We start from the raw sequence: 24,664 nt of genomic DNA, 5'->3' as shown, positions 1-24,664 counted from the left end.
ACCTCGAGACCGTGAACACCTACGAAGGCACCCACGACGTGCACGCCCTCATCCTGGGCCGCGCACAGACCGGGCTGCAGGCGTTCGTGTAAACCTTTGGGCCAGAAGGGACGTAACTCTGTCTGGGCGCAGATGAACGGGTTTCCTTTTAAGAAGGAGGCGGACTCTCCTAGAGGGGGTCCGCATTTACGATAACTCTGGCACGGCCCGTCATTCCGCCGTTGTCAGCTTGACGCTGTCATGTTTCTATTGCCGTAAATTTCTCTCACCGGACCGAGCGGGATTCCTCGTGATTTGTCCGTCTCAGGAAAGATTCTTATGGCACATCAGACCTTTCGCACCTTTCTGGCCGCCTGCGCCACCACCGCCTTTGTCGCGCTTCCGGGTCATACCCAAGAGGCGCCCGCGCCCAAAGTGTCGGTGGCGGCGGCCTATATGGATGAAATGACTCAGGACATCACTTTCATCGGCAAGGGGGAAGCGATCGACAAGGTCGATATCCTTGCGCGGGTCAGCGGTTTTGTCGAAGAGGTGTTGGTGCAGGACGGTGAACCGGTCCAGCCGGGCGATGTGCTTTACAAGATCGAGCCCGACACCTACGAGGCCACCCTCGCCGCGCGTCAGGCCGATCTGTTCCAGGCCAAGGCCAATCTTGATCTTGCGCAGGTCGACCTTGACCGAAAACAGGAACTGTTCGAACGCGAGGTCGGCACCGAGGCCGACCGCGATGTGGCCGAGGCGAATTACAAGGTAGCCGAGGCGCAGGTGTCAATTGCCGAGGCCGCGATTGACCTGGCCGAGCTTGATCTGAAATATACCGAGGTCGTGGCCCCGTTCGAGGGTCGTGTCGGGCGTACCAATGTGAGTGTCGGCGAACTGGTGGGGCCAAATTCCGGCCCTCTGATCAATCTCGTGCGGACCGCACCGATCTATGTCGAATTCTCGCTGACCGAAAGACAGCTGATCTCGATCCGGCAAGAGCTGGAGACCTCGGTTGAAGGGGTGGCCAACAATGATGACACGCCCAATGTCTATGTGATCCTGCCGAATGGCACCGAACTGGACGAGGCCGGGCGCGTGGTTTTTGCCGACAACCGGGTTGATCCCACCACCGGCACCATTTCCCTGCGGGCCGAGTTCGAGAACAAGCGCGGGATGATCATTGACGGATCCTTCCTGAATGTGCGGGTCGAGGCCAGCCAGCCGGTTGAGGTGCTGATGATCCCGCAGGCCGCCGTACAGCGGGATCAGCGTGGTGATTTCGTGCTGGTCGTAGGCCAGCAACAGACCGTCGAGCAGCGTTACGTGACACTGGGGCGGCAGGTCGGCACCGCTGTCGTGGTGAAAGAAGGCATGCGCGAGGGCGAGTCCGTGATTGTCGAGGGGCTGCAACGCGTGCGTCCGGGCGTTTCGGTCGATGCCGTGCTCGCCGGCACCCCGGCAGAGGAGTAAGCGCCCGTGTTTTCCTCAGTCTTCATTGCACGTCCCAAGACGTCTTTCGTGATCTCGATCGTTCTGACCATCATGGGGATCATCGGCTTTACGGCCCTGCCGGTGGAACAGTTCCCCGAAATCACACCGCCGGTCGTGAACGTCAGTGCGAATTATACCGGTGCCAACTCGGAAACGGTTGAAAACACGGTCGCCGCGCCGATTGAGGCGCAGGTCAACGGGGTGGATGACATGATCTATATGTCATCCGACAGCACCGATACGGGGTCTTACGGGTTGTCGGTGACTTTTGAGGTGGGCACGGATCCCGACATCGCCTCGGTCAACGTGCAGAACCGCGTGGCGCAGGCGATCGCCTCGCTGCCTACCGAGGTGACGGCGTCCGGTGTTGTCACCCAGAAATCCTCGACCAACATGCTGATGCTGGTCACGCTGTCTTCGCCGAACGGCACCTATGACGAGGTGTTCCTGTCGAACTATACCAACATCAACCTGCGCGATGCGTTGGCCCGTGTGAACGGGGTCGGCAAGGCCGACGTCATGACCAATTTCGAATATTCGATGCGGATGTGGATGGATCCGAACCGCATGGCGGGACTGGGCCTTGTGCCGGCGGACCTGATCAACGCCATCCGCGAACAGAACCTCGAGGTGTCGGCGGGCCAGATCGGCACGCCGCCAATCCCTGCGGGGCAACAGTTTCAGTATACCATCAAATCCAAGGGCCGCCTGACCACGGTAGACGAATTCGAGGATATCGTGCTGCGCACGGGCGATGCAGGCAGCATCGTACGGATCAAGGATGTTGCACGGGTCGAACTGGGGGCGAATTACTATAACGCCTCGGGCCGATACTCCGGCAATCCGGCGACGGTTCTGGCCATCTATCAGGCACCGGGGGCCAACGCCCTTGCCGTGGCCGAAGGGGTCAATGCCGAACTGGAGCGCCTTGCACGGGCCTTTCCCGATGACGTGATCTATGACATCCCCTTCGATTCCACCCGCTTTGTGAACCAGTCGTTGAAAGACGTGATCACCACGCTGATGCAGACCTTTGTCCTTGTGATCGCTGTGGTGTTCATTTTCCTTGGGAATGTGCGGGCTACCGTCATTCCGGCGATTGCCATTCCGGTGTCGCTGATCGGGACTTTCGCCTTCCTACTGGCCTTTGGCATGTCGCTGAACACAATTTCGCTTTTCGCGCTGGTTCTGGCCATCGGCATCGTGGTGGATGACGCCATCGTGGTGGTGGAAAACGTCGAACGCCTGATTGCGGAAGAAGGCCTCAGCGCCGCCGACGCCACCCGCAAGGCCATGGGCCAGATCACCGGCCCGGTGATTGCGACGACGCTGGTGTTGCTGGCGGTATTCGTGCCGGTCACCTTTATGCCGGGGATCACGGGGCGGCTGTATTCGCAATTCGCGATCACCATTTCGACCGCTGTTGTGATTTCGTCGATCAACGCGCTGACGCTGTCGCCGGCACTCTGTTCTTTGATCCTCAAGCCGCGCGAAGGCGGGCCAAAGGGTATTCTGGCGACGTTCGAAATGGGCATCGACGGGGTACGCGGCGGCTATGTCGGAATCGTAAAACGGCTGGTGCGCGTGCCGCTGATCGCGGTGGCGGTGCTGGCCGCGATTTTCCTGGGCTCAGGAACCCTGTTCAAGTCCCTGCCAGCCGGGTTCATCCCGCTGGAGGATAACGGGTACCTGTTCATCGACGTGCAACTGCCCGACGCGGCCTCTCTGGAGCGAACCGAAGCCGTGACCAAGCGTCTTGAGGAACAGATTCAGGCTATTCCCGGCGTCGCCAACACCGTGAACGTTAACGGGTTCAGCCTGTTGAACGGGGGCGGATCAAACGGTGCCATGATCATCGCCAACCTGACCCCGTGGGACGAACGTGACACGCCCGAGCTCAGCGCGGATGGTGTGCTGGCGAATATCTATGCCATCGCCAATCAGGAGATTTCGGCCAACGTGATAGCCTTCAACCCGCCACCCATTTCGGGCCTTGGCATGTCCGCCGGGGTCGAGATGAAGGTGCAGCAGACCGGCGGTGGCACGGCGCAGGAACTCTCCGCCGCGCTTGGCGGGCTGGTCTATGCCGCCAACCAGCGCGAGGAACTGTCCCAGGCCTATTCGACCTTCCGTGCCAACGTTCCCAAGGTCTATATCGATCTGGACCGCGAAAAGGCCAAGTCATTGAATGTGGCAGTGTCGGACGTGTTCCAGACCCTGCAGGCCTATATGGGGTCGTTCTATGTCAACGACTTCAACCTGTTCGGGCGGGTTTACCGCGTGATGATCCAGGCCGATGGCGAATATCGCGACAAGGTCGATGACATTGGCAACCTCTATGTTCGCTCAAAGAGCGGGGAAATGGTGCCGCTCGGAACCTTGATCACCATGCGCAACGAGTTGGGACCGGTCGCGCTGAACCGCTATAACATGTTCCGGTCGGCCACCGTGACCGCCGTGCCTGCCGAAGGGCTGTCCACGGGGGATGCAATCCGCGTGCTGGAAGAAGAGGCCGCCAATGCGCTGCCGCCGGGCTATGGGTTTGAATGGACCGGCACCGCCCAGCAGCAGCAATCGGCAGGCGGCCTTGTTGTGGCGATCCTGATCATGGCGGTAACTTTCGGCTACCTGTTCCTTGTGGCGCAATATGAGAGCTGGACCATGCCAGTCGGCATTCTTCTTTCGGTGACTGTGGCGTTGTTCGGGGCCCTGGCCGCTGTGGCAGTCTGGGGCGGGGATGTGAACCTTTATACCCAGATCGGGATGATCATGCTGATCGGCCTTGCCTCGAAAAACGCCATCCTGATTGTCGAGTTCGCCATGGAACGGCGCGCCAGCGGGATGAGCATCCGCGAAGCCGCGACCGAGGCCGCAGGCCAGCGATTCCGTGCCGTGATGATGACCGCCTTGTCTTTCCTTTTGGGCGTGGTGCCTCTGGTCGTGGCAAGCGGTGCCGGTGCGGCCAGCCAGCAGGCCATCGGTGTAGCCGTGTTTGGCGGGATGCTGGCGGCGACGGTTCTGGGCGTGATCCTCGTACCGGTGCTTTACGTGCTGCTGCAAGGAGCGCGGGAATGGGTCAAGGGCACCAAAAACGATCCTGAACCCGAGGCACCCGCCGAAGGGTAAGGCCCACCAGAAAGTTGAAAAGAGCGCCGGTTCCGGCGCTCTCTTTCTTTTAGCAGGGGGTGGACCCATCCGGCCCTAGATCACGTCTAGCGACACCTTGACCCGATCCATCACCACCGCAGTCTTGAACCGACTGATATTGCTGTTGTCAAAGAAATAGGTCTGGGTAAATTTTTCGTATTCGTGGATATCCCGCACCGTCAGGATCAGTACGAAATCGCTTTCTCCTGTGGTGTAGTAACACTGCTGCACACAGGGCGCGCTGCGCATCCGACGCTTGAACGCATCCAGTTGCGCGCGGCTTTCCCTTTCCAGAAGCACTTCGGTGATGATGGTCATGGGGCTGCCCATCATGCCGGGGTTCAAAACGGCGATTTCCCGTTCAATGGCGCCGCTCTTGCGCAGTTTCTGCAACCTTTTTTGCACAGCCGGGGCGGACAGGCCAACCTCGGCGCTTATGGCGTCCGCGGTCAGGCGGGCATTGCCCTGTACCAGCTTGAGAATAGCGCGGTCTGTCTCATCCATGTCTGAAATTTCTCTCAAAATTCTGTTTGGGAGACAAATTTAGTCGAAAATCTCAAAATTGATACGACTTTCCGCATTCCGACCGGATACGATCTCAGTTAGCATAAGCACGAGGGATCATGTCTGACTTTGTCGAAAATCTTGTGGCGTTGCGCCACGATTTGCACCGTCATCCCGAATTGGGGTTTCAGGAACACCGCACCAAACAAGTTGTCGCCAAGCGTTTGCGGGCGCTTGGGATCGAGGTACATGAAGGCGCGGGCGTTGTAGGCGTTCTCCGGCGGGGGGCGGGCAACCGCGCCATCGGGTTACGGGCCGATATGGATGCGCTGGCCATTTCCGAAACCTCGACGCATGACTACGTCTCGACCGCGCCGGGCGTCATGCATGCCTGCGGTCATGACGGACACACGACCATGCTTTTGGGGGCGGCGGAACGGCTGACCCGTGAAGGAGATTTTGACGGCACGGTCGTGTTCCTTTTCCAACCGGACGAAGAGCATGGCGGCGGTGCCCGCGCAATGATTGACGAAGGGGTGTTGCAGCGGTTCGAGGTGGACGAGGTCTATGCCATTCACAACCTGCCCGGCGCGCCGCTGGGGCAGGTGTCGTCGCGCACCGGCATGATTTGCAGCAGCGAAAGCCTGTTCACCTTCACGATTGACGGGCGGGGCGGGCATTCTTCGATGCCGCATGTCGGGGCCGAGGCGCTGACCGTGGGCGCGGAATTGGTTCTTGCCCTGCAAACGATTGTTTCGCGCAAGCTGCCGCCTGATGCAGGCGTTGTGGTGTCCCCGACCGAATTCACCACCAACGGGCAGCGCAACGTGCTGCCGGGGCAGGCGGTCATCAAGGGCGATGTGCGCGCCCGCGCGCCGGAGCAGCGTGCTGCTGTAGAAGGCTTCATGCGCCAGATCGCGGCGGGGCTGGCTACGGCGCACGGTGTGTCGATCGATGTCGCTTTCCAGACGGATTTTGTTGAAACCTTCAATGCCGAAACCCCGACCGAAGCGGTCTATCGCGCAGGCGTGGCGGCGCGATGTGATGTCTGGCGCGAGCGCCCCGCGATGAGCTTTTCCGAAGATTTCGCGCAATTCACCGCAGCCGTGCCGGGGTGTTTCCTGTTGATGGGCAATGGCGAAGAGGGCGCCAATGGCCAGCCGCTGCATTCGTCAGATTACGATTTCAACGATGCCCTTCTGCCCATCGGGGCCGAGTTCTGGGTGCAACTGGTGCGCGACCGTCTGCCCCACAGAAAGGATGCAGGATGATGCAAGAGTTCCGCAACGCCCGGTTGGGATATGCCCCCGGCGCACCCCGCGATGGCAAAGCCGCATGGCAGGTTCTGTCCCCCGAGGATTTCGCCCGCGCGCAGGCCGAGATCACGGCTTGGCCCGGCTATGCGCCGACGCCGCTTGTGTCTTTGGAGGCACTGGCCAAACAGGCCAAGGTAGCCCGCATTGAGTATAAACACGAAGGCCCGCGCTTTGGCTTGGGCAGTTTCAAGGCTCTTGGTGGCGCCTACGCCGCGATGCGGGTCTTGCAACGCGAACTGTCTGCGCGCCTTGGGCGGGACATCGCGCTGGCCGATATCCGCGCTGGCAAATATGCCGAAGCCTGTCGCGCCATCACGCTGGTCTCGGCCACGGATGGCAATCATGGGCGGTCGCTGGCATGGGGGTGCCGCAACGTGTGTGCTCCCTGCCGCATCTATATCCATGCAGAGGTCAGCGAAGGCCGCGCCCAGGCCATGCGCGATCTGGGCGCCGAGGTCATTCGCATCGACGGAGATTACGATGACTCGGTCGCCGTCGCCCGGGAAGAGGCCGCCGCACAGGGATGGTTCGTGGTCTCGGACACGTCGTGGGAGGGGTATTCCGAGCCGCCCCGCGACGTCATGGCGGGCTATGGCGTGATGACCTTCGAAGCTTGCGAGGCGCTGGATGCCGTACCGACTCATGTCTTTTTGCAAGGTGGTGTCGGGGGGCTGGCTGCGTCGGTCGCGGCGGCGCTTCGCCAGTATTGGAAGGATGACGCGCCACGCGTCGTGGTGGTAGAGCCGGACCGCGCCGCCTGTCTTTTCGAAAGCGCGCAGGCCCATGCGCCAACCGCTGTCGAGATCGCAGAGGAAACCATCATGGCAGGTCTGTCCTGTGGTGAGCCATCGGAGATGGCGTGGGAGATCCTTGCCGAGGAAGCACAGGATTTCGTCACGATCCCGGACAGCATCGTGGCCCCCACCGTGCGCCTTCTGGCCCTTCCCCAAAGCAGCGATCCGGCGCTTGAGGCGGGCGAAAGCGCGGTAGCGGGGCTGGCGGCCTTGCTTGCCGCGCGCTGTGACGCGGGCTTGTCGGTCAGACTGGGGTTGGATGCAACCTCGCGCATCTTGTTGATCGGGTCCGAAGGCGTGACAGACCCCGAGATCTTTGCGCGTATCATGGCCGGAGAGGCCGCGTGAGCCCCGCGCCTGAGCGCGGCTTTCCCGACGCGGAATTTGCCGCTCGCACCGCGCGGGCTCAGGCGCTCATGGCGCAACAGGGGCTTGAGGGGCTTTTGCTGACGCGCGAAAGCGAGGTGCGGTATTTCAGCGGGTTTCACACTCTGTTCTGGCAAAGCCCGACCCGCCCTTGGTTCCTGTTCGTGCCTGTCGAAGGCAAACCTGTAGCCGTGATCCCCGAGATCGGCGCGGCCCTGATGCGCCAGACATGGATCGACGATATTCGGACCTGGAGCGCCCCGTCTCCCGCCGATGACGGTTTGTCCCTGCTGGTCGACTTGCTCGGGCCCCTCGCGGCGCGGGGCGCTTCGATCGGCGTACCCAAGGGCCACGAAACCAGCCTGCGGATGCCGCTTGGCGACTATGAACGACTGCTGGGCCTGCTTGCGGGGCTGGATATTCGGGATAGCACCGACATCATCCGCGCCTTGCGCATGGTGAAATCCGAAGCCGAGATCGCCAAGCTGCGCCATATCTGCGGGATCGGGTCGGCCAGTTTCGCCGCCTTGCCCGAGATTGTGCATGAAGGGCAAGCTTTCGAGGACACGTTCCGCGCCTTCAGGCGCAAGGCGCTGGAACTGGGGGCGGATGACGTGCCCTATCTTGTCGGCGGGGCCGACAAGGGCGGCTATCACGATGTAATCTCGCCGCCCACGGCCCGGCCCCTGCAAAAAGGGGACATCATGATGTTGGACACGGGCGCGACATGGGACGGGTATTTCTGCGATTTTGACCGGAACTTTGCGATTGGCAGGGCCGATGACGCGTCGCGCCGCGCCTATCACACGCTCTGGCGCGCGACCGAGGCCGGTCTTGCTGCGGCCCGCCCCGGTGCGCGTTGCGCCGACCTGTTTCACGTCATGCAAAGCGTGATTGACAGGATGGACGACCAGGGTGGCGATGTGGGGCGTCTGGGGCACGGTCTGGGCATGCAACTGACGGAATGGCCCTCGCTCGCGGCATTTGACAACACGGCCCTTCAGGAAAACATGGTGCTGACGCTTGAGCCGTCCCTTAGCTATGGCGACGGGCGGATCATGGTGCACGAGGAAAACATCGTCTTGCGCGCCGACGGGGCCGAGTTGCTGACCACGCGCGCCGTGCCGGAACTGCCCGTGATCTGAAGGAGGTCCGATGAAACTGTCATTTGAAACGGATCAGGGGATCGGCACACGGGCGAGTTTTGGCGTGGTGCTGTTGCAAGAAGATGAAACGCTCGAGGCCGAGTTAGCCCGCCTCATGGCGCTGGACGGCGTGGCCCTGCATCACAGCCGCATCCGCATGGCGAACGAGATTCGTCCCGATACGCTGGCCCGAATGGAGGCCGACCTGCCCGATGCGGTGCGCATGCTGCCTTCGGCGCCTTCCTATGACGTGATCGGCTATGCCTGCACCTCGGCGGCGACGGTGATCGGATCTGACCGCGTCGCCCGTGCCGTGCAAACCGTGCTGCCCAACGCCGGGGTGACCGATCCGCTGGCGGCGATGATCGCGGCGGGACGGCATCTCGGGGTGCGGCGGCTGGGCTTTGTTACGCCCTATGTGCCCGAAGTTTCGCAACAGATGCGGAACCGGCTGAGCGATGCGGGGTTTGACATTGTTGCCTTCGGCAGTTTCGAGGAAAGTGACGACCGGGTTGTTGCGCGTATCAGGGCAGACTCTATCCTGAACGCCGCCCTGTCGGTGGCGGCGCAAAGCCGGTGCGAGGCGCTTGTGATCGCCTGCACGAACCTCCGGGTTCTGCGCGTATTGCCCGCGATCGAGGCGCGTTTGGGCATTCCGGTTCTCTCAAGCAACGTGGCGCTGGCCTGGCACATGTTGCGGCTTGCCGGGGTGCAGGGCGCGCGCCCTGACATGGGCTGCCTGTTTGCTGCACCTTAGGGCTTGTCCGGCCTCCCAAGGCCGCGTAGCAGGATGGAAGACACAGCTTAAACTGCGAGGCACACATGGCTGACATTATCCGCAAACACACGAACCAACGCATGAGCCAGATGGTCGTGCATGGCGACACGATTTATCTGGCCGGTCAGGTCGGCACCGCTGGCGCGTCGGTGGCGCAACAGACGCAGGATTGTCTGGACAAGGTCGACGCGCTTCTGGCCGAGGCGGGCAGCGACAAGACCCGCATTCTTCAGGCCACGATCTGGATGGCCGACATGGCCGATTTTGACGAAATGAATGGTGTCTGGGATGCCTGGGTACCCGAAGGCTGTGCGCCCGCGCGTGCCACTGGCGAATCCAAGTTGGCCACGCCGGACTTCCTTGTCGAGGTAATCGTGATCGCTGCCAAGGCCTAAACGGCTTTGGCTGGGGTGTCTGTTGCGGGCGCTCCGGCCAGTCCGCGGGCGGCAAAGATCGGGACGGGTTTGCTGATCCCCTTCAGGCTGACCGGGGGCAGAGGGGTGATCTCGAACTGGGTCGCCCCGTCCCCAAGTGCCGCGCGGGTATCCTCTTCCAACAGAACCTGCCCCGGCCCCGCTTGGCTGCACAGGCGAGCGGCAAGGTTCACGGTGGACCCGAGCACGGTATAATCCATGCGATCGCGCGCGCCCATGGCGCCCAGAACCACCTCGCCCGAGGCCATGCCGATCCCGACCTCCAGTGCGGCGCTGGCCTGTTGGCTTTGCATGAAGGCGGCCAGGGCCTTTTCGATCTCGACAGCGCAGGACACGGCGCGCTGTTCCTTTTCGTCGCCGGTGAACATCGCCATCAATTCATCGCCCACGAATTTGTCGATGTCACCGCCATGGCGTTCGACGATCTCGGCCTGTACCTCGAAATACTGGTTCAGAACCTGGATCACCTCTTCCGGCGACACGGTTTCGGAAAAGGCGGTATAGCCGCGGATATCGCTGAACAGCATCGTCACCGCGCGCCGTTCCCCGCCGCGCGACATGGTTTCGCCTTCGCGGGCCTGAATGGCGGACACGGTTTCGTGGCTGACGAATTTCATCAGTTCCAGCCGTTCGCCCAGTTCTCCGGCCATGATGTTGATCCGCTTGGACAGGTCGCCGATTTCATCGCGCGACCGCACATCGGCGACGCGGGCAGCAAAGTCGCCCTGGCCGATCCGGTCGGCCACCCGCCCGATCTTGAGGATCGGTCCTGTCAGCCCCCGCGAAAAGATCAGCGCCGCCGCCGAGGCTGCGGCAAAGCCGAACGCCCCGACAATCAGAATGCTTTGCATCATTTCGTGGATGACAGCATAGGCGTTTTCCTCGGACAGTTCGGTCACGATCGCCCATGGAAACCAGTCGGGAAAGGCATAGGCGCCAAGCATTTGCATCCCGTCCGGTCGGACATAGCTTTCCAGCGCATCGGCGCGCGCCCCCGCCACGATCAACGGCATGGCCGAGGCCACGATCGCGCGATCATTGATGACCTCGGGCCTGTCGACCAGCGATGTACGCCCGGCATGATCGACCACTGTGATCTCGCCGCGTTGCCGGAACGGATGCGCCTCTAGCGTGTCGCGCAGGGCGGCAAGATCAATCCGCGCGACCAGTGTCAGCTTGCGCCCCGCGATCCGGCTTTCCATCGGCAGAGCAAGCGTTGCGATCCAGTCGCCCGTGGCGTCCACCTGCGAAATCAGAGGGCGACCATATTGCCCCGTGCCAGCGATATTGGTGACAAGTGCCCCCGGCGCGCGCAGCATCTCTAGAGGGTCCAGCCCCTGTTCCTGAAGTCGCGCGGAAAACGCCTGATCAGTCACCATCAGCGGCAGGTCCGCGCCTTCGACGCTCAGTTGCAGGGCCACCACGCCGGGCAATTGTTCCATCCCCTCGGTCAGTAGGGATACCTTCTGCGAGACATCCAGTTCGGGATTGTCCACGCCGCTGCGGATCACCGACAGCGGTGCCAGCCAGCGCCCTTCGTAAAACCCGTCGAACTGGTCCCTGATCTGGGCGGCAACGCCGGTCAGGTCTTCGTTGGCGGCGCTTTTCAATTCGTCCCGCGCAATCCGCACGAGGTTTTCCCCGACAAGGGCAAGGGGCACAATCGCCACAAGCGCCGCGAACAGGAAGAACTTGAGCGTGAGGGGAAACCGCATTCGCGCTTACTCGTCCCGGGCCGTGGCCACAACCGTGGCGCTGTCAGTGGCCACACCGCAGGCAAGGCCGGTTGTGTCGCGCGCCGTGACCGTCACCGTATAGGTGCCGGGCGCCCCATAACGATGGCGGGCAATCGTGCTGTTGGTCGACGATTGATCGCCAAAGGCCCAGCTGACCTGCACCGCCTGTCCGTCCGGGTCGCTGGCCGTGCTGGCATCAAAGCGCAGCACATCATGGGCCGCACCCACGGGGGTTTCGCGGTCCGGGCCTGCATCGACCACGGGCGGGGCATTGACCAGAATGCGGGCGCTGTCCTGACCGGCGGCGCAGGCGCTTCCGCTGTCATCGGTGACGGTCAGTGTCACGTCTATCGTGCCACTTTCGTCAAACACGCGCTTTACGTCAGGCCCCTCCAGCGTGACCCCGTCCGAGAATTCCCAGACCCAGCTGGTGATATCGCCGTCCAGATCGCTGCCTACGGCGGAAAAGGCGGTTTCCGCCCCCGGACAGACCGTGCGGTCGGCTCCGGCATCGGCCAACGGCGCCGCGTTCACGCGTACATAGGTTTCGGCGCTGCGGATCGAATTGGCCAGACCCTTCCCGTCATCCGCCGTAACGGTCACGGGATACAGGCCTGGCTGGGCAAAGCTGTGGGATACCGCGGCCCCGTTCAGGCTCTGCCCGTCGCCGAATGCCCAGTTCACAGTGGTGCTGTCCGCGACCTCGATGGCCCAGTCGCGCGGAATGCCCGGGCAGATCGCGGGCGGTGTGGCCAGCCCGGCCAGCGGGGCGGGGTTGACGGTGATCTGTCGCGTCACAGACTGGCTGCTGTTGCCGGTGCCTGCATCGTCGCTGACGCGCAGGGTCACATCATAGACGCCGGGGCGGTCAAACCGGTGTTGGGCGGTCACGCCCGAGGCGGTTGTGCCATCGCCGAAATCCCAGTCAAAGGCCATGATCGCCCCATCCGCATCGCGTGACGGGCTGGCATCGAACGACACCAGCGTATCCATGGCCACCTGTTCGGCGACCGTCATCACGGGTTCGGGCGCGGCGTTCACGATGATCTTGTGACGACTGAAGAGGTTGCCGCAATCCTGCTCTCCACCGTCCAGCGAGGTTTCAAGCTCGGCAAAATAGACACCGGGTTCGGCAAAGACATGCGACACCTCGGCCCCTGTGGCCGTGCCACCATCAGAGAACCGCCAGGTGTATTCGGTGGGATCACCCGTGCCGGGCTCATCCCCGAGAACAGCCGCAAATGTAACCGGTTTTGCGGCTGGGGCGCGGGCCGGCGCGTCGATGTATTGCGTCTTGGCGGGCAGAACCGTGACCTGCATCGTGTCGGTATCGACGGGGCTGCACTGGCCGATGGCTTCGCCGGTGATGGTCAGGGTGACGATCTGGGTGCCGATCCGGTCAAAGGCCTTGACCGGCTGCGCGCCACTGGCGCGGCTGCCATCGCCAAAGGTCCACTCATAGGCGTTCACCGACCCGTCCGCGTCGGTCGAGGCGCTGCCGTCAAGACGCACTTCCTGATGGATGCAGACGGTCCGGTCGGGCCCAGCGTCGGCAATCGGGCCTTCGTTCACCACGATGGCCACGCGATCCAGATCGGTGCCGCGCTCGGATCCGCTTTCGTCATTGACCTGCAGGGTCACGGCATAGGTGCCGGGCCGTTCATAGGTCTTGGTCGGGTTCACGATCTCGGCAGTGTCGCCATCGCCGAAATCCCAGGCAAAGGCCAAAAGATCCCCGTCCGCATCCGAAGATCCCGACCCGTCAAACAGTACGGATTGCCCCGAACAAACCTCGCGGTTGCCACCTGCATCGGCAATGGGGCGCGCGTTGATCGTGACCGTGGTTGCATCTACCGCCCCCGCATTGGCCAGTTGCGTGCCGTCATCCACCCAAAGCGTGACCGGATAGCGCCCTGCTTTGGGGAAGATATGGGTGACCTCCCGCCCCATTACAGGGGGCGAGCCGTCGCCGAAATCCCATCTATAGGCCAGCGCGTCTCCATCGGCATCGCTGGACCCACCACCATCAAGGGTGATCTGCAGGCGGTCGGTGTCGATCTCGGGGCCGGCTTCGGCCACGGGGGTGTGGTTCACGCGGATCGTCACTTCGTCAAAGTCGGTCGCATTGGCGACGCCGCTGTCGTCCTCGACCGTCAGGCGGGCGGTATAGATGCCCGAGGTCGGCCAGGCGCGGTCGATCACCGCGCCTTCCAAGGCGTGACTCAGATCATCGAACTCCCAGCGATAGATCCCGATGCGCCCATCCGCATCATGCGAACGCCGCGCGTCAAAGCGGATGGTTTCATCCGGCGCGATCAGCCGGTCCGGCCCCGCCACGGCGGTGGGCGCAGCGTTCACCGTGATAAACACCTCAGAGTCGTCCGAGGCCCCGCCACCGCGGAAATCATCCGTCACCGACAACCCGATCCGGTAGACGCCCGGCGCCTCGAAACTGCGGGCAAGACGCGGGCCGGTGTCAGTTGTGCCATCGGGGAAGCGCCAGTCATAGCGGGCGATCAGGCCGTCGGGATCCACCGAGGCACCCGCATCCAGCACGAATTCCTCGCCCGGGGCCACGGTCAGGGCGGGGCCTGCATCGGCGATCGGGCTGGCGTTCACGGTGACCTGCATCGTGTCACGGTGCGAACTTTGCGGCGCGCCGCTGTCATCGGTGACAGTCAGAGCCACCTCGTAGGTGCCGGGGTGGCGATAGCTGTGGGTCGGGCGCGGCCCCTGTCCTGTGCGGCCATCGCCGAATTCCCACAGATAGGTCAGAATCTTGCCGTCAATATCGCGCGACGCTGTGCCATCGAAGGTCACTTCCGACGTGGTGACGAACTGGTCCGCGCCGGCTTCGGCCACGGGGCGGGTATTGACGATCACCGGAACGCTGATGGTCTGGATTGCGCTGGCGGTGGCGGAATCATCCATCACCGTCAGGGTCACATCATAGACGCCGGGGCTGGCCCAGGCATATTCGACGGTCTGGCCTTCGCCCATCGCGCCATCGCCAAAATCCCAAAGATAGCTGATGATCGTGCCGTCATCGTCAACCGATCCGCTGCCGTCCAGAGATACCGCTTCGCCCACCGCGACCGGTTCAGTCGGTACCACTGCGTCCGGACGGGGCGGGGCGTTGATGCGGACCCTGACGCTGTCGCTGGTGGTCTGGTTCGCGACACCGCTGTCATCTGTGACGGTCAGGCGGGCCGTAAAGGTGCCAGGCACCTGATAGGCATAGGACACATTCGGCCCCTCGATCACCGTGCCGTCGCCCATATCCCACGAGTAGCGCTGGATGGTGCCATCCACGTCATAGCTGGCCCGCCCGCTCAGCCGGATCGCCGCACCCACGACCGAGGTCTGGTCGGTGCCCGCCTCGGCGACGGGGGCGGCATTGACCGTGACCATGCGGGTGGCGATGCCAAAGTTGCAGGGGTGGTCGCTGTCGTCCGACACTCGCAACAGGGCGCGGTAAATGCCGGGGGTGTCATAGGCCTTTTCGATCTCGGCCACGGGGGCGGTGCTGCCGTCTCCGAAGGTCCAGAGATAGCGCGTGATCGGCGAATCGGAGGGCACCGAGCCGCTGCCGTCAAAGGGGATCATCTCACCCGGGGCCACCGTGATGGCCTGACCGGCTACAGCGCGCGGCGCGACCCTCAGGTGCACGGGGACAAACCCCTCGGCCCCGCGAGCGGCCCGTGTGCCGGGCTCCAGAACGCGCAGACGAGCGGTGGGGCGGCCCGGCGCGCCATAGCTGTAGACGATGACCGGCTCGTCCGAGGTGCTGCCATCGCCGAAATCCCATTGATAGCTAAGGCGCGGATCGGCGCCTTCGACACTGGCATCAAAGGCGACCGAGGAACAATCGGCAAGGGCACGGGCGCGCGGCGCGGCCACGGGGCGTTCGGGGGCCATGACCGCGCGGGGTGGCAGCAGGAAAGCCAGCGCCGCACCGGATGGATCAAAGGCGCTGAGGGTGATGTCATTGGGGGTTTCAAAGCCCCCGCGCAGGGTTACGGCCAGCAGGTCTTCGTCCGTCTCGATGGCTTGCGAGGCCCATGTGTTCTGGCCCGAGGCAGGCAGCGTGATGTCCGAATACATCTGGTTCAGACGCAGGTCGGCGGCAGCCCCGTCGAAATTCTGCACGGTGATCGGCGTCTTGTCGGGGTTCCAAAGCTCGACCCGCGTACCGGCCGGTCCGCCGGGCCAGCGGATCGTGGGCTGATAGGTCATCATTTCAAGGCCGTCCGGCGCCTTATGGCGGTCGCGCGCAAGACTGACATCGACGTTGAAACCGTTGCCGTCATTGCCGCCGGTGCCCAGAACGTCCAGACGGAACCATGCTCTGTCGCCGATCACTTCGCCCTGACGTGCCCGCACTGCGCCCAGCGAAACCCATGTGCCATCGGTCTTGGCATCGGCGCGGAACACCTCTTCGCGCAATTGCTTGCCGGGGCCGGGGTCACGCAGGGTATGATTGCGCACCGGGCCGGGGCGGGCGCCATCCGCCACTGCGACCGGGCGTTCAACGCCGGTAAATGCAGAGTCGCCGCCATAGATACGGAACACCGTTTCGGTGTCGCCATGCCCGCCATAGCGGAAATCATGCGCGCCGCTCATCTCGGGGTCGAAGACCCGCACATAGATCCGGTCGCGCAGATCCTTGGGCACGCTGAAAAAAATCTGTTCGCGGTAGTCGATATCACCTTCGCGCGTCGGCGCAAGACGGCCATAGACCACCAGCAACCCTTCATCGGGCGGGGCGGCCCTGTTTTGCGCGACCAGCGGCGCGGGCAGGGCAAGAACCGTGCAGAGACCAAGGGTCAGGCGCCCCATGCGCTTGCGTTTCAAAGTTGCCGTCATCACCAGATCGCCTCGTTTCCTGCATAGTCCTGAAGGATGACCTCGACCAGCTCCACCTCGCCCGGCTCTGCCGGCAGGGTGGCGCGGCACAGTCCCGCCGCGCTGTCGCATCTGAGATATCCTTCGCGTTCCGCGTCGCCGACCATCACGATGAACTGCGCCGCCTGCCGCAGCCCCGATATGTCGCGCGCCTCGACCGAGATTTCGATCGGGCCGGTGTCACCCTCGGGCCGGTCAAGCGACACACTCACGATTTCCGGCGGATCAAGGTCCAGCACGGTTTCCACCGCCAAGAGACCGACATTCCCCGCCGCGTCCAAAGCCCGAAGTGCAAACCGGTTGCGCCCCGGCGCCAGGGGCAGCGACAGGGTAAAACGGCCATCGCTCAAGGCCTCGTCGCGCCCATCCACCTCAAGCGACACCGCCCCGGTGACTGTGCCGGCAAGATCGAGCGTTTCTTTGAAAGAGGATCGAGGCGGGGGCGCATCAAGCGCAACAACGGGTGGGGTCTGGTCGCGCTGTACGGCGAATGTGCCACGCCCGAGTTCCTTGCCGCTGTCGGAGAGGATGGCGAGGTCATAGCTTTGTATGGTCTCGACCGCTGCGATCAGGAACCCGATCTGCCCGCCGTCAACAACCTCGGTGCGGACAACTTCGGTGCCCTGCATATCTGTCACGACCACGCTGCGCCCGTCATCCGCGCTGGTGCGCGCAAGAACGGTCAACTCAGCATTGCGGGTCACCAGAATATCGCCGTCGCGAGGCAGACCCGCATCCAGCGTAATCGTGGCGGTTTCGCCCGGTCGGTAGGTGATGGTCTGGGTCTTGGTGCTGGTGTTGCCAGCGGCATCCACCGCTTCCAGCAACAGGGTATTCGTCCCCGGTTGCAGGGTCAGCGGCACAATAAAGCTACCATCGACCCCGATCGTGACATCCTGTCCGTTCAGTTGCAGCAACGCATCCTTTTCCGAGGCACCCAGCACCTCGATCTCGGGGGTTTCCACGGTGATCGCATCCGGCGGTGCAAACAGGGCAAGGAAAGGCGGCGTAGTGTCAATGCGCAGTTCGAACGCGCCGGTTTCGCTCCACTTTCCGGGAAGGCCCAGCTTGTCCAGTGCCGCCACGCGCCAGAAATAGGCCCCCGGAGCAAGGTTCTCGGCACGGAAGGCGGTGCCGCTGATGCCCCATTCTGAGACGACCATCTGGTTGAACCCGCGATCCGAGGCCAGTTCCAGCCAATACCCCGCCGCGCCGTCATGCGGGCGCCAGCCCAGCGGAACGTTGCTGCCAAAGACCTTGGCATTGCCCAAGGGGGCGGTCAGGGTCGGACGGTCCAGCGCCTCGGTCTTGAGGGCCTGACCGTCCGGCGTGATCACGACGCCTTCGTCCCGCCCGAGGCTCACATTCTGCGTGCCGGCCTGAATATCCAACGCCGCAGCGTCGTAATTCACGAAGCGGGCGTTCTGGTCATCGTTCTTGATCCAGAAATCATTGGACTCGGTGGTTGTCTTGATGCCCGGAACGTCGATCTCAAAGCTATCCTGATCCGAAAGCTGGTTCAGCAGCGCATAGAAATCCCCGCTTGCAAGGCTGACCTTCGTCACTTCCTTGCCAGTCAGCGGATCCGAGCGCATCCGCTGGATCGTCGCGTTGGAATTGGGGTTCAGCCGCAACCGGCTAAGATCGCGAAAGGTCACCTGCGTGGTCGAGTTTGACAATGTCCGCACACGTTCAAACTCCACGAGGATATCGCGCAACGCGCGGTCACTCCAGGCCGCTTCGGTCGGGTCGCGCCCTTCCACATTGCCATGAATGTCGGTGATCAACGCCTCGGCAGACCGGTCACGTTGCTGGACCGAGATGTCAAAGGCCTCGTTGGCGTGTTCGGTGGCCACTTCGGCATGAACCACAACCTCTTGCCAGGCCCCTTCGCCCCTGTGAAAAATGGCGGTCTCGCGGTTTTCAAAGGCGGCCCCGATCTGTTCGGGCGCAAACAGACGCGCGCCCTCGGCGGTGGCTTTCTGGATCGCGGTCAGCGACGCCAGAAGCGCGTTGTCGGCAAAGGCCACCTGTTGCACAGGCATTTGCACGATCATGCCCGGCGTCAGGTCGGCAGGCGACGGCACCTGATTGATCCTGAGCACGGTGGGCCAGAGGTCGGGATCATTGAGGTGGCGCGCCACGAAATCGCGCAAGGTTTCTTCGCCGGAAAAGGTGATCGGCTCGTAAGGGGCGTTCAGGGGGCTGTCTTGGGAGGGCGCAGAAATGGCAAGCCCACCGATCATGATGGGTATCGCAAGGCACGCCGACCACAGCGCCGCGCGCAGCAGATTTACGCTCTTCCTTGGGCGCAACATGCCCGTCTCCCGAAAATGTCTTGACTGAAACAAAAAATAGTACTGCGACAATAATCCGCAGTTTGACCGAATAATCAAGAAAAATGAGATGTTTCCGGGTGAAACGGAATGCGCTTCATTCCCGTGATGAATTTATCCGCACGTTCAGAAAACCGATGGCGGGACGCCTTCTGGTCCTGTTGTCAGGCAGTGCGGTTGGCAGGCATGTCCGGTGCATTGCCCTGACAAACTGCCCGGACAATCTCGGCCACGGGTTTCAGGCGGTCCGACATCGGGTTGCTGCGCCGCCAGATCATGCCGATGGTTCGGCTGGGCTGGGGGGCGGGAAACCGGGCAACCGCGACGGGCGCCGAGCGGGTTTCAACAGGCACCGCCATTTCCGGGATAAGGGTCACCCCCATGCCTGCGCCGACCATTTGCACAAGCGTGGTCAGCGAGCTTCCGTCAAGGCTTTCACGGGGCAGGGCGGATTGGATATTGCAGAAAGAGAGGGCCTGATCGCGAAAGCAATGCCCCTCTTCCAGAAGCAATAGCCGCATTTCCCGTAGGCTGCTGGCATCTGGCGTCGGCTTGTCCGCGTCCGCCTCGGGGCGCACAAGCACGAAAGCCTCGTCAAACAATGGGGTTTCCACGAACGCGGGTTCCGATACGGGCAGGGCCAGAATGGCCGCGTCCAGCCGCCCCGCCCCCAACGCGTCGAGTAGTTTCGAGGTCTGGGTTTCGCGCACTTGCAGGTCCAGCTGAGGGTAGTGATAGGTCAGGTGCCCGATCAGGCGTGGCAAAAGGTAAGGCGCGATGGTGGGAATCACCCCAAGCCGCAGGCGCCCCGCCAGCCCGTCACGGCTGGATCGGGCAAAATCATCCAACTCTTCGACCGATCGCAACACGGCTTGTACTCGTGCAGCCACTTCTTCCCCGATTGCGGTCAGCCGCACCTGCCGCGCGCCGCGTTCAAACAGCGGCAGGCCCAATTCTTCTTCCATTTCTTTGATTTGCACGGAAAGGGCCGGTTGCGAGATGGCACAGGCCTCGGCTGCGCGGCCAAAGTGTTGATGGCGGGTCAGAGCCTCGAAATAGCGCATCTGTCGGAGGGTCAGGTTTGTCATAGTTTTTGGTTATCACGACAATCAGAAAATGCAACTTTGGATTATCAAAATCCTTTGTTAGGCTCATCTCGGAGACGCATCGGAGCGGGCCGGACATTGGGTCTGGCTACGCCCCCATGCAGGAAGCGTCGAAAGACAATCAGCGACAAAGGGAGTGTAAAATGGACGGAAACAATATCGGCAAATGCCCGGTGATGCATGGCGCGACGAATGTCAGCATGCGATCCAACAGTGACTGGTGGCCGAACCAGCTGAACCTGAAGATCCTGCATCAGAATTCCGAGAAATCGGATCCGATGGGGCAGGGGTTCGATTATGCCGAAGAGTTCAAGAAGCTTGACCTCAAGGCGCTGAAAGAAGACCTCTATGCGCTGATGACTGACAGCCAGGATTGGTGGCCTGCGGATTACGGCCACTATGGCGGTTTTTTCATCCGGATGGCATGGCACAGTGCGGGCACCTACCGCGTGGCAGACGGCCGTGGCGGTGGCGGCACTGGCCAACAGCGTTTTGCGCCGCTGAACTCGTGGCCGGACAACGGCAACCTCGACAAAGCCCGCCGCCTGCTGTGGCCGATCAAAAAGAAATACGGCAACCAGATCAGTTGGGCCGACCTGATGATCCTCGCCGGCAACTGCGCCATAGAATCGATGGGCGGCAAGACCTTTGGTTTTGCAGGTGGTCGCGCCGATGTGTGGGAACCCGAGGAAGACGTCTATTGGGGCGCTGAAACCGAATGGCTTGCGCCGACCGAAAACCCCAACAGCCGCTATTCGGGCGAACGCGATCTGGAAAATCCGCTGGCCGCCGTACAGATGGGCCTGATCTATGTGAACCCCGAAGGCCCCGACGGGCAGCCCGATATTCTGGCTTCGGGCCGCGACATCCGCGAAACCTTTGCCCGCATGGCGATGAATGACGAAGAAACCGTTGCGCTGGTCGCGGGTGGCCACACCTTTGGCAAGGCTCATGGCGCCGGAGATCCCGCGTTGGTCGGCCCCGAGCCCGAGGCTGCGGGCATCGAAGAGATGGGCTTTGGCTGGATCAACGCGCATGGCACGGGCAAAGGCGGAGACACTACCACTTCGGGGATCGAAGGCGCATGGACGGCGAACCCGACCCAATGGGACAACGGCTATTTCGACCTCCTGTTCGGCTACGACTGGAACCTGACCAAGTCGCCTGCGGGCGCATGGATCTGGGAACCGGTCGGCGTCAAGGAAGAGGACATGGCCCCCGACGCGCATGACCCGTCGAAGAAGGTCAAGACCATGATGACCACCGCCGACATGGCGATGCGCATGGATCCGATCTATGGCCCGATCTCGCGGCGATTCCATGAAAACCCGGAAGAGTTTGCCGATGCCTTTGCCCGCGCATGGTTCAAGCTGACCCACCGCGACATGGGCCCGCGGTCCCTGTATCTGGGGGAAGAGGCCCCGACGGAAGAACTGCTGTGGCAGGACAACGTCCCAGCCGTGGATCATCCGCTGGTGGAGGACGCAGATATTGCCGACCTCAAGACCCGCATCGCGGCCTCGGACCTGACTGTCCGCGAGATGGTGTCGACTGCATGGGCCTCGGCCTCGACCTTCCGTGGCTCGGACAAGCGTGGTGGGGCCAATGGCGCGCGCATCCGTCTTGAACCGGCGCGTGGCTGGGCCGCGAACCAGCCCGAGCAACTGGCCCGCGTTCTTGGTGTGCTGGAAGGCATCCAGAGTGATTTCAACGCCGCCGCAAGCGGGGGCAAGAAGATCTCGATGGCGGATCTGATCGTTCTGGCTGGCGGTGTTGGCATTGAACAGGCGGCCAAGGCAGCCGGGCACGACATCACCGTGCCGTTCACGCCGGGCCGCACTGATGCCACGCAGGACCAGACCGATGTCGAAAGCTATGGCGTGCTCGAGCCCGAAGCTGACGGGTTCCGCAACTATGCGCGCACGGCCTTTACCATCTCGCCCGAGGAGCTTCTGGTCGACAAGGCCCAGCTGCTGACCCTGACCGCGCCGGAAATGACGGTGCTGGTGGGTGGTCTGCGCGTGATGGACACCAACCACGGTGGCACCGCCCACGGTGTTCTGACCGACCGCCCTGGAACGCTGAGCAACGACTTCTTCACCAATATCACGGATATGGGTGTTGCCTGGTCCGCGTCGGATGTGGAAGGCGTCTACGAGGCCCGCGACCGTGCCACCGGCGACGTCAAGTGGACCGGCACCCGTGTCGATCTGGTGTTTGGCTCGAACTCGCAACTGCGGGCCCTTGCCGAAGTCTATGCTCAGGACGATGCGCAGGAAAAATTCCTTGGCGACTTTACCGCCGCCTGGGTCAAGGTCATGGAAGCGGATCGCTTTGACCTGAAATAAGCCAACAGGGCGCGGCCGGTGTTTCGGCCGCGTCCCCTACACGTCTTTCAGCAAAAGATCGGCCACATAGCGCGCATTGCGCCGCGCCTTTTCGGCGTTCAGTGGTCCTTTCGACTGCGCCGCTTCAAGCCAGACACCGTCCATGTAACACTGCAGCGCATCGCGCACGGTGTCCCTCCGTTCGGGATCGGGGAGCAGCGATTTCAACTCGGCCCGGAAATGGCTGGTCACGCGCGACCGGTTGATCCGGTGCAAGCGCGCCAGCGACGCGGTATAGGGCGCGCTGGACCAGAACTGCATCCAGAAATTGCAGTGTTCTACCGTGAAGAACCGGTCATCGAAGTTGGCATCGAGCACCGCGATCAGGCGATCCTTTGGCGTCTGGGACACGGCATACCGGTCCAGCATCGCCGCCTTCAACATCTTCAGAAGACGCCGCATGGTCGCCTCCATCAGGTTTTCCTTGGACCCGAAATAGTAATTGATGCTGGCCGCTGTCGCGCCGATTTCCTGTGCGATTTCCGTCATCGTAACAGCGGCATAGCCACGTTTGTGCACTGCCGTGATCGTTGCGTCGATCAGCTCTTCATGCCGGATGTCGCGAATTCGTTTTCTGCCCATGACCGGTATAGTGGCAAGCCACATGTACCCCCGCAACAGGTATTTGTGCCGAACATTCAAACAAAAAATTATACGATCATTTAAGATTTGGATTTTTCATGCTGGAAATTGGTGCTACGGTTGGTGTCCGGGGCATGGAGGATCCAGAAAACTGGACCCGCCCCCACCACCGGACGGAGCGCGAAGATGGATACACACCCCAAGGCCAGCCATTTCATCAATGGCCACTATGTCGAAGACACGAACGGCACGCCGATTCCCGTGATCTATCCGGCGACCGGCGCACAGATTGCCACGGTGCATGCCGCGACACCGCAGATCATCGAGCAGGCGATCACCGCGGCCCGAGCGGCTCAGGTCGAGTGGGCCGCGATGACCGGAACCGAGCGGGGCCGGATCCTGCGTCGGGCTGCCGACATCATGCGCAGCCGCAACCATGAGCTTTCGGTGCTTGAAACCTATGACACTGGCAAGCCGTTGCAGGAAACACTTGTGGCGGATGCGACCTCGGGTGCGGACGCGCTGGAGTATTTCGGCGGTCTGGCAGCGACGTTGACCGGCGAACATATCCCGCTGGGCGAAGACTGGGTTTACACGGTGCGGGAACCGCTGGGGGTGTGCGTCGGGATCGGGGCGTGGAACTACCCGACCCAGATCGCCTGCTGGAAAGGCGCGCCCGCGCTGGCCTGCGGCAATGCCATGATTTTCAAACCGTCCGAGACCACGCCGCTTTGTGCTTTGAAAGTCGCAGAAATCCTGCATGAGGCGGGGCTTCCTGCGGGGCTCTATAACGTGGTGCAGGGCATGGGCGAGGTCGGCAGCGCGCTGGTCTCGGATCCGCGCGTCGACAAGGTATCGCTGACCGGCTCGGTCACGACCGGTAAAAAGGTGTATACCGCCGCGGCGGCGGGCATGAAACACGTCACGATGGAACTGGGGGGCAAGTCGCCTCTGGTCATTTTCGACGATGCCGATCTCGACAATGCCGTGTCGGGTGCGATCAACGGCAACTTTTATTCCACGGGGCAGGTCTGTTCCAACGGCACCCGCGTGTTCGTGCAGAAAGGTATCAAAGAGGCATTTCTGGCCCGGCTCGCCGAACGCGTGCAGGGCGCGATTCTGGGCGATCCGCTTGACGAGGCCACGAATTTCGGGCCGATGGTGTCGGAACGCCAGATGGAGATTGTGAAATCCTATATCGCCAGGGGCACGGCCGAGGGTGCGCGCCTTGTCTGTGGCGGCGGTCAACTGGACAAAGACGGGTTCTGGCTTGAACCCACCGTGTTCGCCGACGTGACCGACAACATGACCATCGCACGCGAGGAAATCTTCGGACCTGTCATGGCCGTGCTGGATTTCGACGACGAGGCCGAGGTCATTGCGCGCGCCAATGACACGGAATTCGGCCTGTCCGCCGGTGTGTTCACCCGAGATATCAGCCGCGCGCACCGCGTGATCGGCAAGCTGAGGGCGGGAAGCTGTTTCATCAACTCCTACAACGATGCGCCGGTCGAGGCGCCGTTTGGCGGGGTCAAAGCCTCGGGTGTGGGACGCGAGAACTCGAAAGAGGCGATCCAGCACTATAGCCAGGTCAAATCCGTCTATGTGCGCATGGGCGATGTCGAAGCGGCGTTTTAAGAACGCCCGTTTTGGGG

General features: G+C 62.4%; 15 protein-coding genes and 1 pseudogene. 10 read left to right on the top strand and 6 right to left on the bottom strand.

The features are described from left to right. The 3 genes and pseudogenes from WNE31_RS06555 to WNE31_RS06545 form a co-directional block, all read left to right on the top strand. Positions 1-92: pseudogene (locus WNE31_RS06555) on the top strand (acyl-CoA dehydrogenase family protein); the annotation flags it as partial. 226 nt (positions 93-318) lie between these two features. Beyond that, positions 319-1,452, top strand: coding sequence for an efflux RND transporter periplasmic adaptor subunit (locus tag WNE31_RS06550; RefSeq protein WP_349978899.1), 1,134 nt, complete (start codon positions 319-321; stop codon positions 1,450-1,452). 6 nt (positions 1,453-1,458) lie between these two features. Further along, complete coding sequence (locus tag WNE31_RS06545) at positions 1,459-4,599, top strand: efflux RND transporter permease subunit (RefSeq protein WP_349978898.1); 3,141 nt, start codon at positions 1,459-1,461, stop codon at positions 4,597-4,599. A gap of 75 nt (positions 4,600-4,674) precedes the next feature. Here WNE31_RS06545 and WNE31_RS06540 read toward each other — a convergent pair whose 3' ends face one another. Beyond that, positions 4,675-5,124 (bottom strand): Lrp/AsnC family transcriptional regulator, encoded by a 450-nt coding sequence (locus tag WNE31_RS06540; RefSeq protein WP_349978897.1) that lies wholly within the window; start codon positions 5,122-5,124, stop codon positions 4,675-4,677. Positions 5,125-5,243: 119 nt separating this feature from the next. Here WNE31_RS06540 and WNE31_RS06535 point away from each other — a divergent pair, with 119 nt between their 5' ends. The 5 genes from WNE31_RS06535 (at position 5,244) to WNE31_RS06515 (ending at position 9,918) form a co-directional block, all read left to right on the top strand. Next, positions 5,244-6,395 carry an amidohydrolase gene (locus tag WNE31_RS06535; protein WP_349978896.1) on the top strand — a complete coding sequence of 384 codons (1,152 nt, stop codon included), beginning with the start codon at positions 5,244-5,246 and terminating at the stop codon, positions 6,393-6,395. Continuing rightward, positions 6,392-7,582 (top strand): diaminopropionate ammonia-lyase, encoded by a 1,191-nt coding sequence (locus WNE31_RS06530; RefSeq protein WP_349978895.1) that lies wholly within the window; start codon positions 6,392-6,394, stop codon positions 7,580-7,582. Before WNE31_RS06535 ends, WNE31_RS06530 begins: the two co-directional genes overlap by 4 nt. After that, complete coding sequence (locus WNE31_RS06525; protein WP_349978894.1) at positions 7,579-8,745, top strand: M24 family metallopeptidase; 1,167 nt, start codon at positions 7,579-7,581, stop codon at positions 8,743-8,745. The genes WNE31_RS06530 and WNE31_RS06525 overlap by 4 nt, the downstream gene beginning before the upstream one ends. A gap of 10 nt (positions 8,746-8,755) precedes the next feature. Further along, entirely contained in the window at positions 8,756-9,502 is a 747-nt protein-coding gene (locus WNE31_RS06520; RefSeq protein WP_349978893.1) for a maleate cis-trans isomerase family protein, read from the top strand. Between the two features lie 65 nt (positions 9,503-9,567). Further along, on the top strand, positions 9,568-9,918 hold the full coding sequence (locus WNE31_RS06515) for a RidA family protein (protein WP_349978892.1): 351 nt from the start codon (positions 9,568-9,570) through the stop codon (positions 9,916-9,918). Here WNE31_RS06515 and WNE31_RS06510 read toward each other — a convergent pair. The 4 genes from WNE31_RS06510 to WNE31_RS06495 form a co-directional block, all read right to left on the bottom strand. Then, positions 9,915-11,672 carry an adenylate/guanylate cyclase domain-containing protein gene (locus WNE31_RS06510; protein ID WP_349978891.1) on the bottom strand — a complete coding sequence of 586 codons (1,758 nt, stop codon included), beginning with the start codon at positions 11,670-11,672 and terminating at the stop codon, positions 9,915-9,917. The genes WNE31_RS06515 and WNE31_RS06510 overlap by 4 nt on opposite strands. A gap of 6 nt (positions 11,673-11,678) precedes the next feature. Then, positions 11,679-16,559 carry a PKD domain-containing protein gene (locus WNE31_RS06505; RefSeq protein WP_349978890.1) on the bottom strand — a complete coding sequence of 1,627 codons (4,881 nt, stop codon included), beginning with the start codon at positions 16,557-16,559 and terminating at the stop codon, positions 11,679-11,681. Then, complete coding sequence (locus WNE31_RS06500) at positions 16,559-18,916, bottom strand: FecR domain-containing protein (protein ID WP_349978889.1); 2,358 nt, start codon at positions 18,914-18,916, stop codon at positions 16,559-16,561. Before WNE31_RS06500 ends, WNE31_RS06505 begins: the two co-directional genes overlap by 1 nt. 182 nt (positions 18,917-19,098) lie before the next feature. Then, positions 19,099-20,022, bottom strand: coding sequence for a hydrogen peroxide-inducible genes activator (locus WNE31_RS06495; RefSeq protein ID WP_349978888.1), 924 nt, complete (start codon positions 20,020-20,022; stop codon positions 19,099-19,101). Between the two features lie 161 nt (positions 20,023-20,183). Between WNE31_RS06495 and katG the strand changes: the two genes are divergently transcribed. After that, complete coding sequence (gene katG, locus WNE31_RS06490) at positions 20,184-22,388, top strand: catalase/peroxidase HPI (protein WP_349978887.1); 2,205 nt, start codon at positions 20,184-20,186, stop codon at positions 22,386-22,388. A gap of 36 nt (positions 22,389-22,424) precedes the next feature. Here katG and betI read toward each other — a convergent pair whose 3' ends face one another. Beyond that, the gene (gene betI / locus WNE31_RS06485) at positions 22,425-23,009 is read right to left on the bottom strand and encodes a choline-binding transcriptional repressor BetI (protein ID WP_349978918.1); all 585 of its coding nucleotides are present in this window, start codon (positions 23,007-23,009) and stop codon (positions 22,425-22,427) included. A gap of 186 nt (positions 23,010-23,195) precedes the next feature. On the opposite strand from betI, the gene betB reads away from it, so the two are divergent. Then, a complete protein-coding gene (gene betB, locus WNE31_RS06480) occupies positions 23,196-24,647 on the top strand; it encodes a betaine-aldehyde dehydrogenase (RefSeq protein ID WP_349978886.1) in 1,452 nt (483 codons plus the stop codon). The last annotated feature ends 17 nt before the right edge of the window (positions 24,648-24,664 follow it).

The sequence above is a fragment of the Shimia fortis genome (genome assembly GCF_040225985.1).
GTDB lineage: Bacteria > Pseudomonadota > Alphaproteobacteria > Rhodobacterales > Rhodobacteraceae > Shimia.
This window is presented reverse-complemented; position numbering and strand designations above follow the sequence as displayed.

Excerpts from the sequence above, each read along its gene's own strand:
- WNE31_RS06550 (WP_349978899.1), top strand. The coding sequence starts at position 319 with ATGGCACATCAGACCTTTCGCACCTTTCTGGCCGCCTGCGCCACCACC.
- WNE31_RS06540 (WP_349978897.1), bottom strand. The coding sequence starts at position 5,124 with ATGGATGAGACAGACCGCGCTATTCTCAAGCTGGTACAGGGCAATGCC.
- WNE31_RS06535 (WP_349978896.1), top strand. The coding sequence starts at position 5,244 with ATGTCTGACTTTGTCGAAAATCTTGTGGCGTTGCGCCACGATTTGCAC.
- WNE31_RS06530 (WP_349978895.1), top strand. The coding sequence starts at position 6,392 with ATGATGCAAGAGTTCCGCAACGCCCGGTTGGGATATGCCCCCGGCGCA.
- WNE31_RS06520 (WP_349978893.1), top strand. The coding sequence starts at position 8,756 with ATGAAACTGTCATTTGAAACGGATCAGGGGATCGGCACACGGGCGAGT.
- WNE31_RS06515 (WP_349978892.1), top strand. The coding sequence starts at position 9,568 with ATGGCTGACATTATCCGCAAACACACGAACCAACGCATGAGCCAGATG.
- WNE31_RS06510 (WP_349978891.1), bottom strand. The coding sequence starts at position 11,672 with ATGCGGTTTCCCCTCACGCTCAAGTTCTTCCTGTTCGCGGCGCTTGTG.
- WNE31_RS06505 (WP_349978890.1), bottom strand. The coding sequence starts at position 16,559 with ATGACGGCAACTTTGAAACGCAAGCGCATGGGGCGCCTGACCCTTGGT.
- WNE31_RS06500 (WP_349978889.1), bottom strand. The coding sequence starts at position 18,916 with ATGTTGCGCCCAAGGAAGAGCGTAAATCTGCTGCGCGCGGCGCTGTGG.
- WNE31_RS06495 (WP_349978888.1), bottom strand. The coding sequence starts at position 20,022 with ATGACAAACCTGACCCTCCGACAGATGCGCTATTTCGAGGCTCTGACC.
- katG (WP_349978887.1), top strand. The coding sequence starts at position 20,184 with ATGGACGGAAACAATATCGGCAAATGCCCGGTGATGCATGGCGCGACG.
- betI (WP_349978918.1), bottom strand. The coding sequence starts at position 23,009 with ATGGGCAGAAAACGAATTCGCGACATCCGGCATGAAGAGCTGATCGAC.
- betB (WP_349978886.1), top strand. The coding sequence starts at position 23,196 with ATGGATACACACCCCAAGGCCAGCCATTTCATCAATGGCCACTATGTC.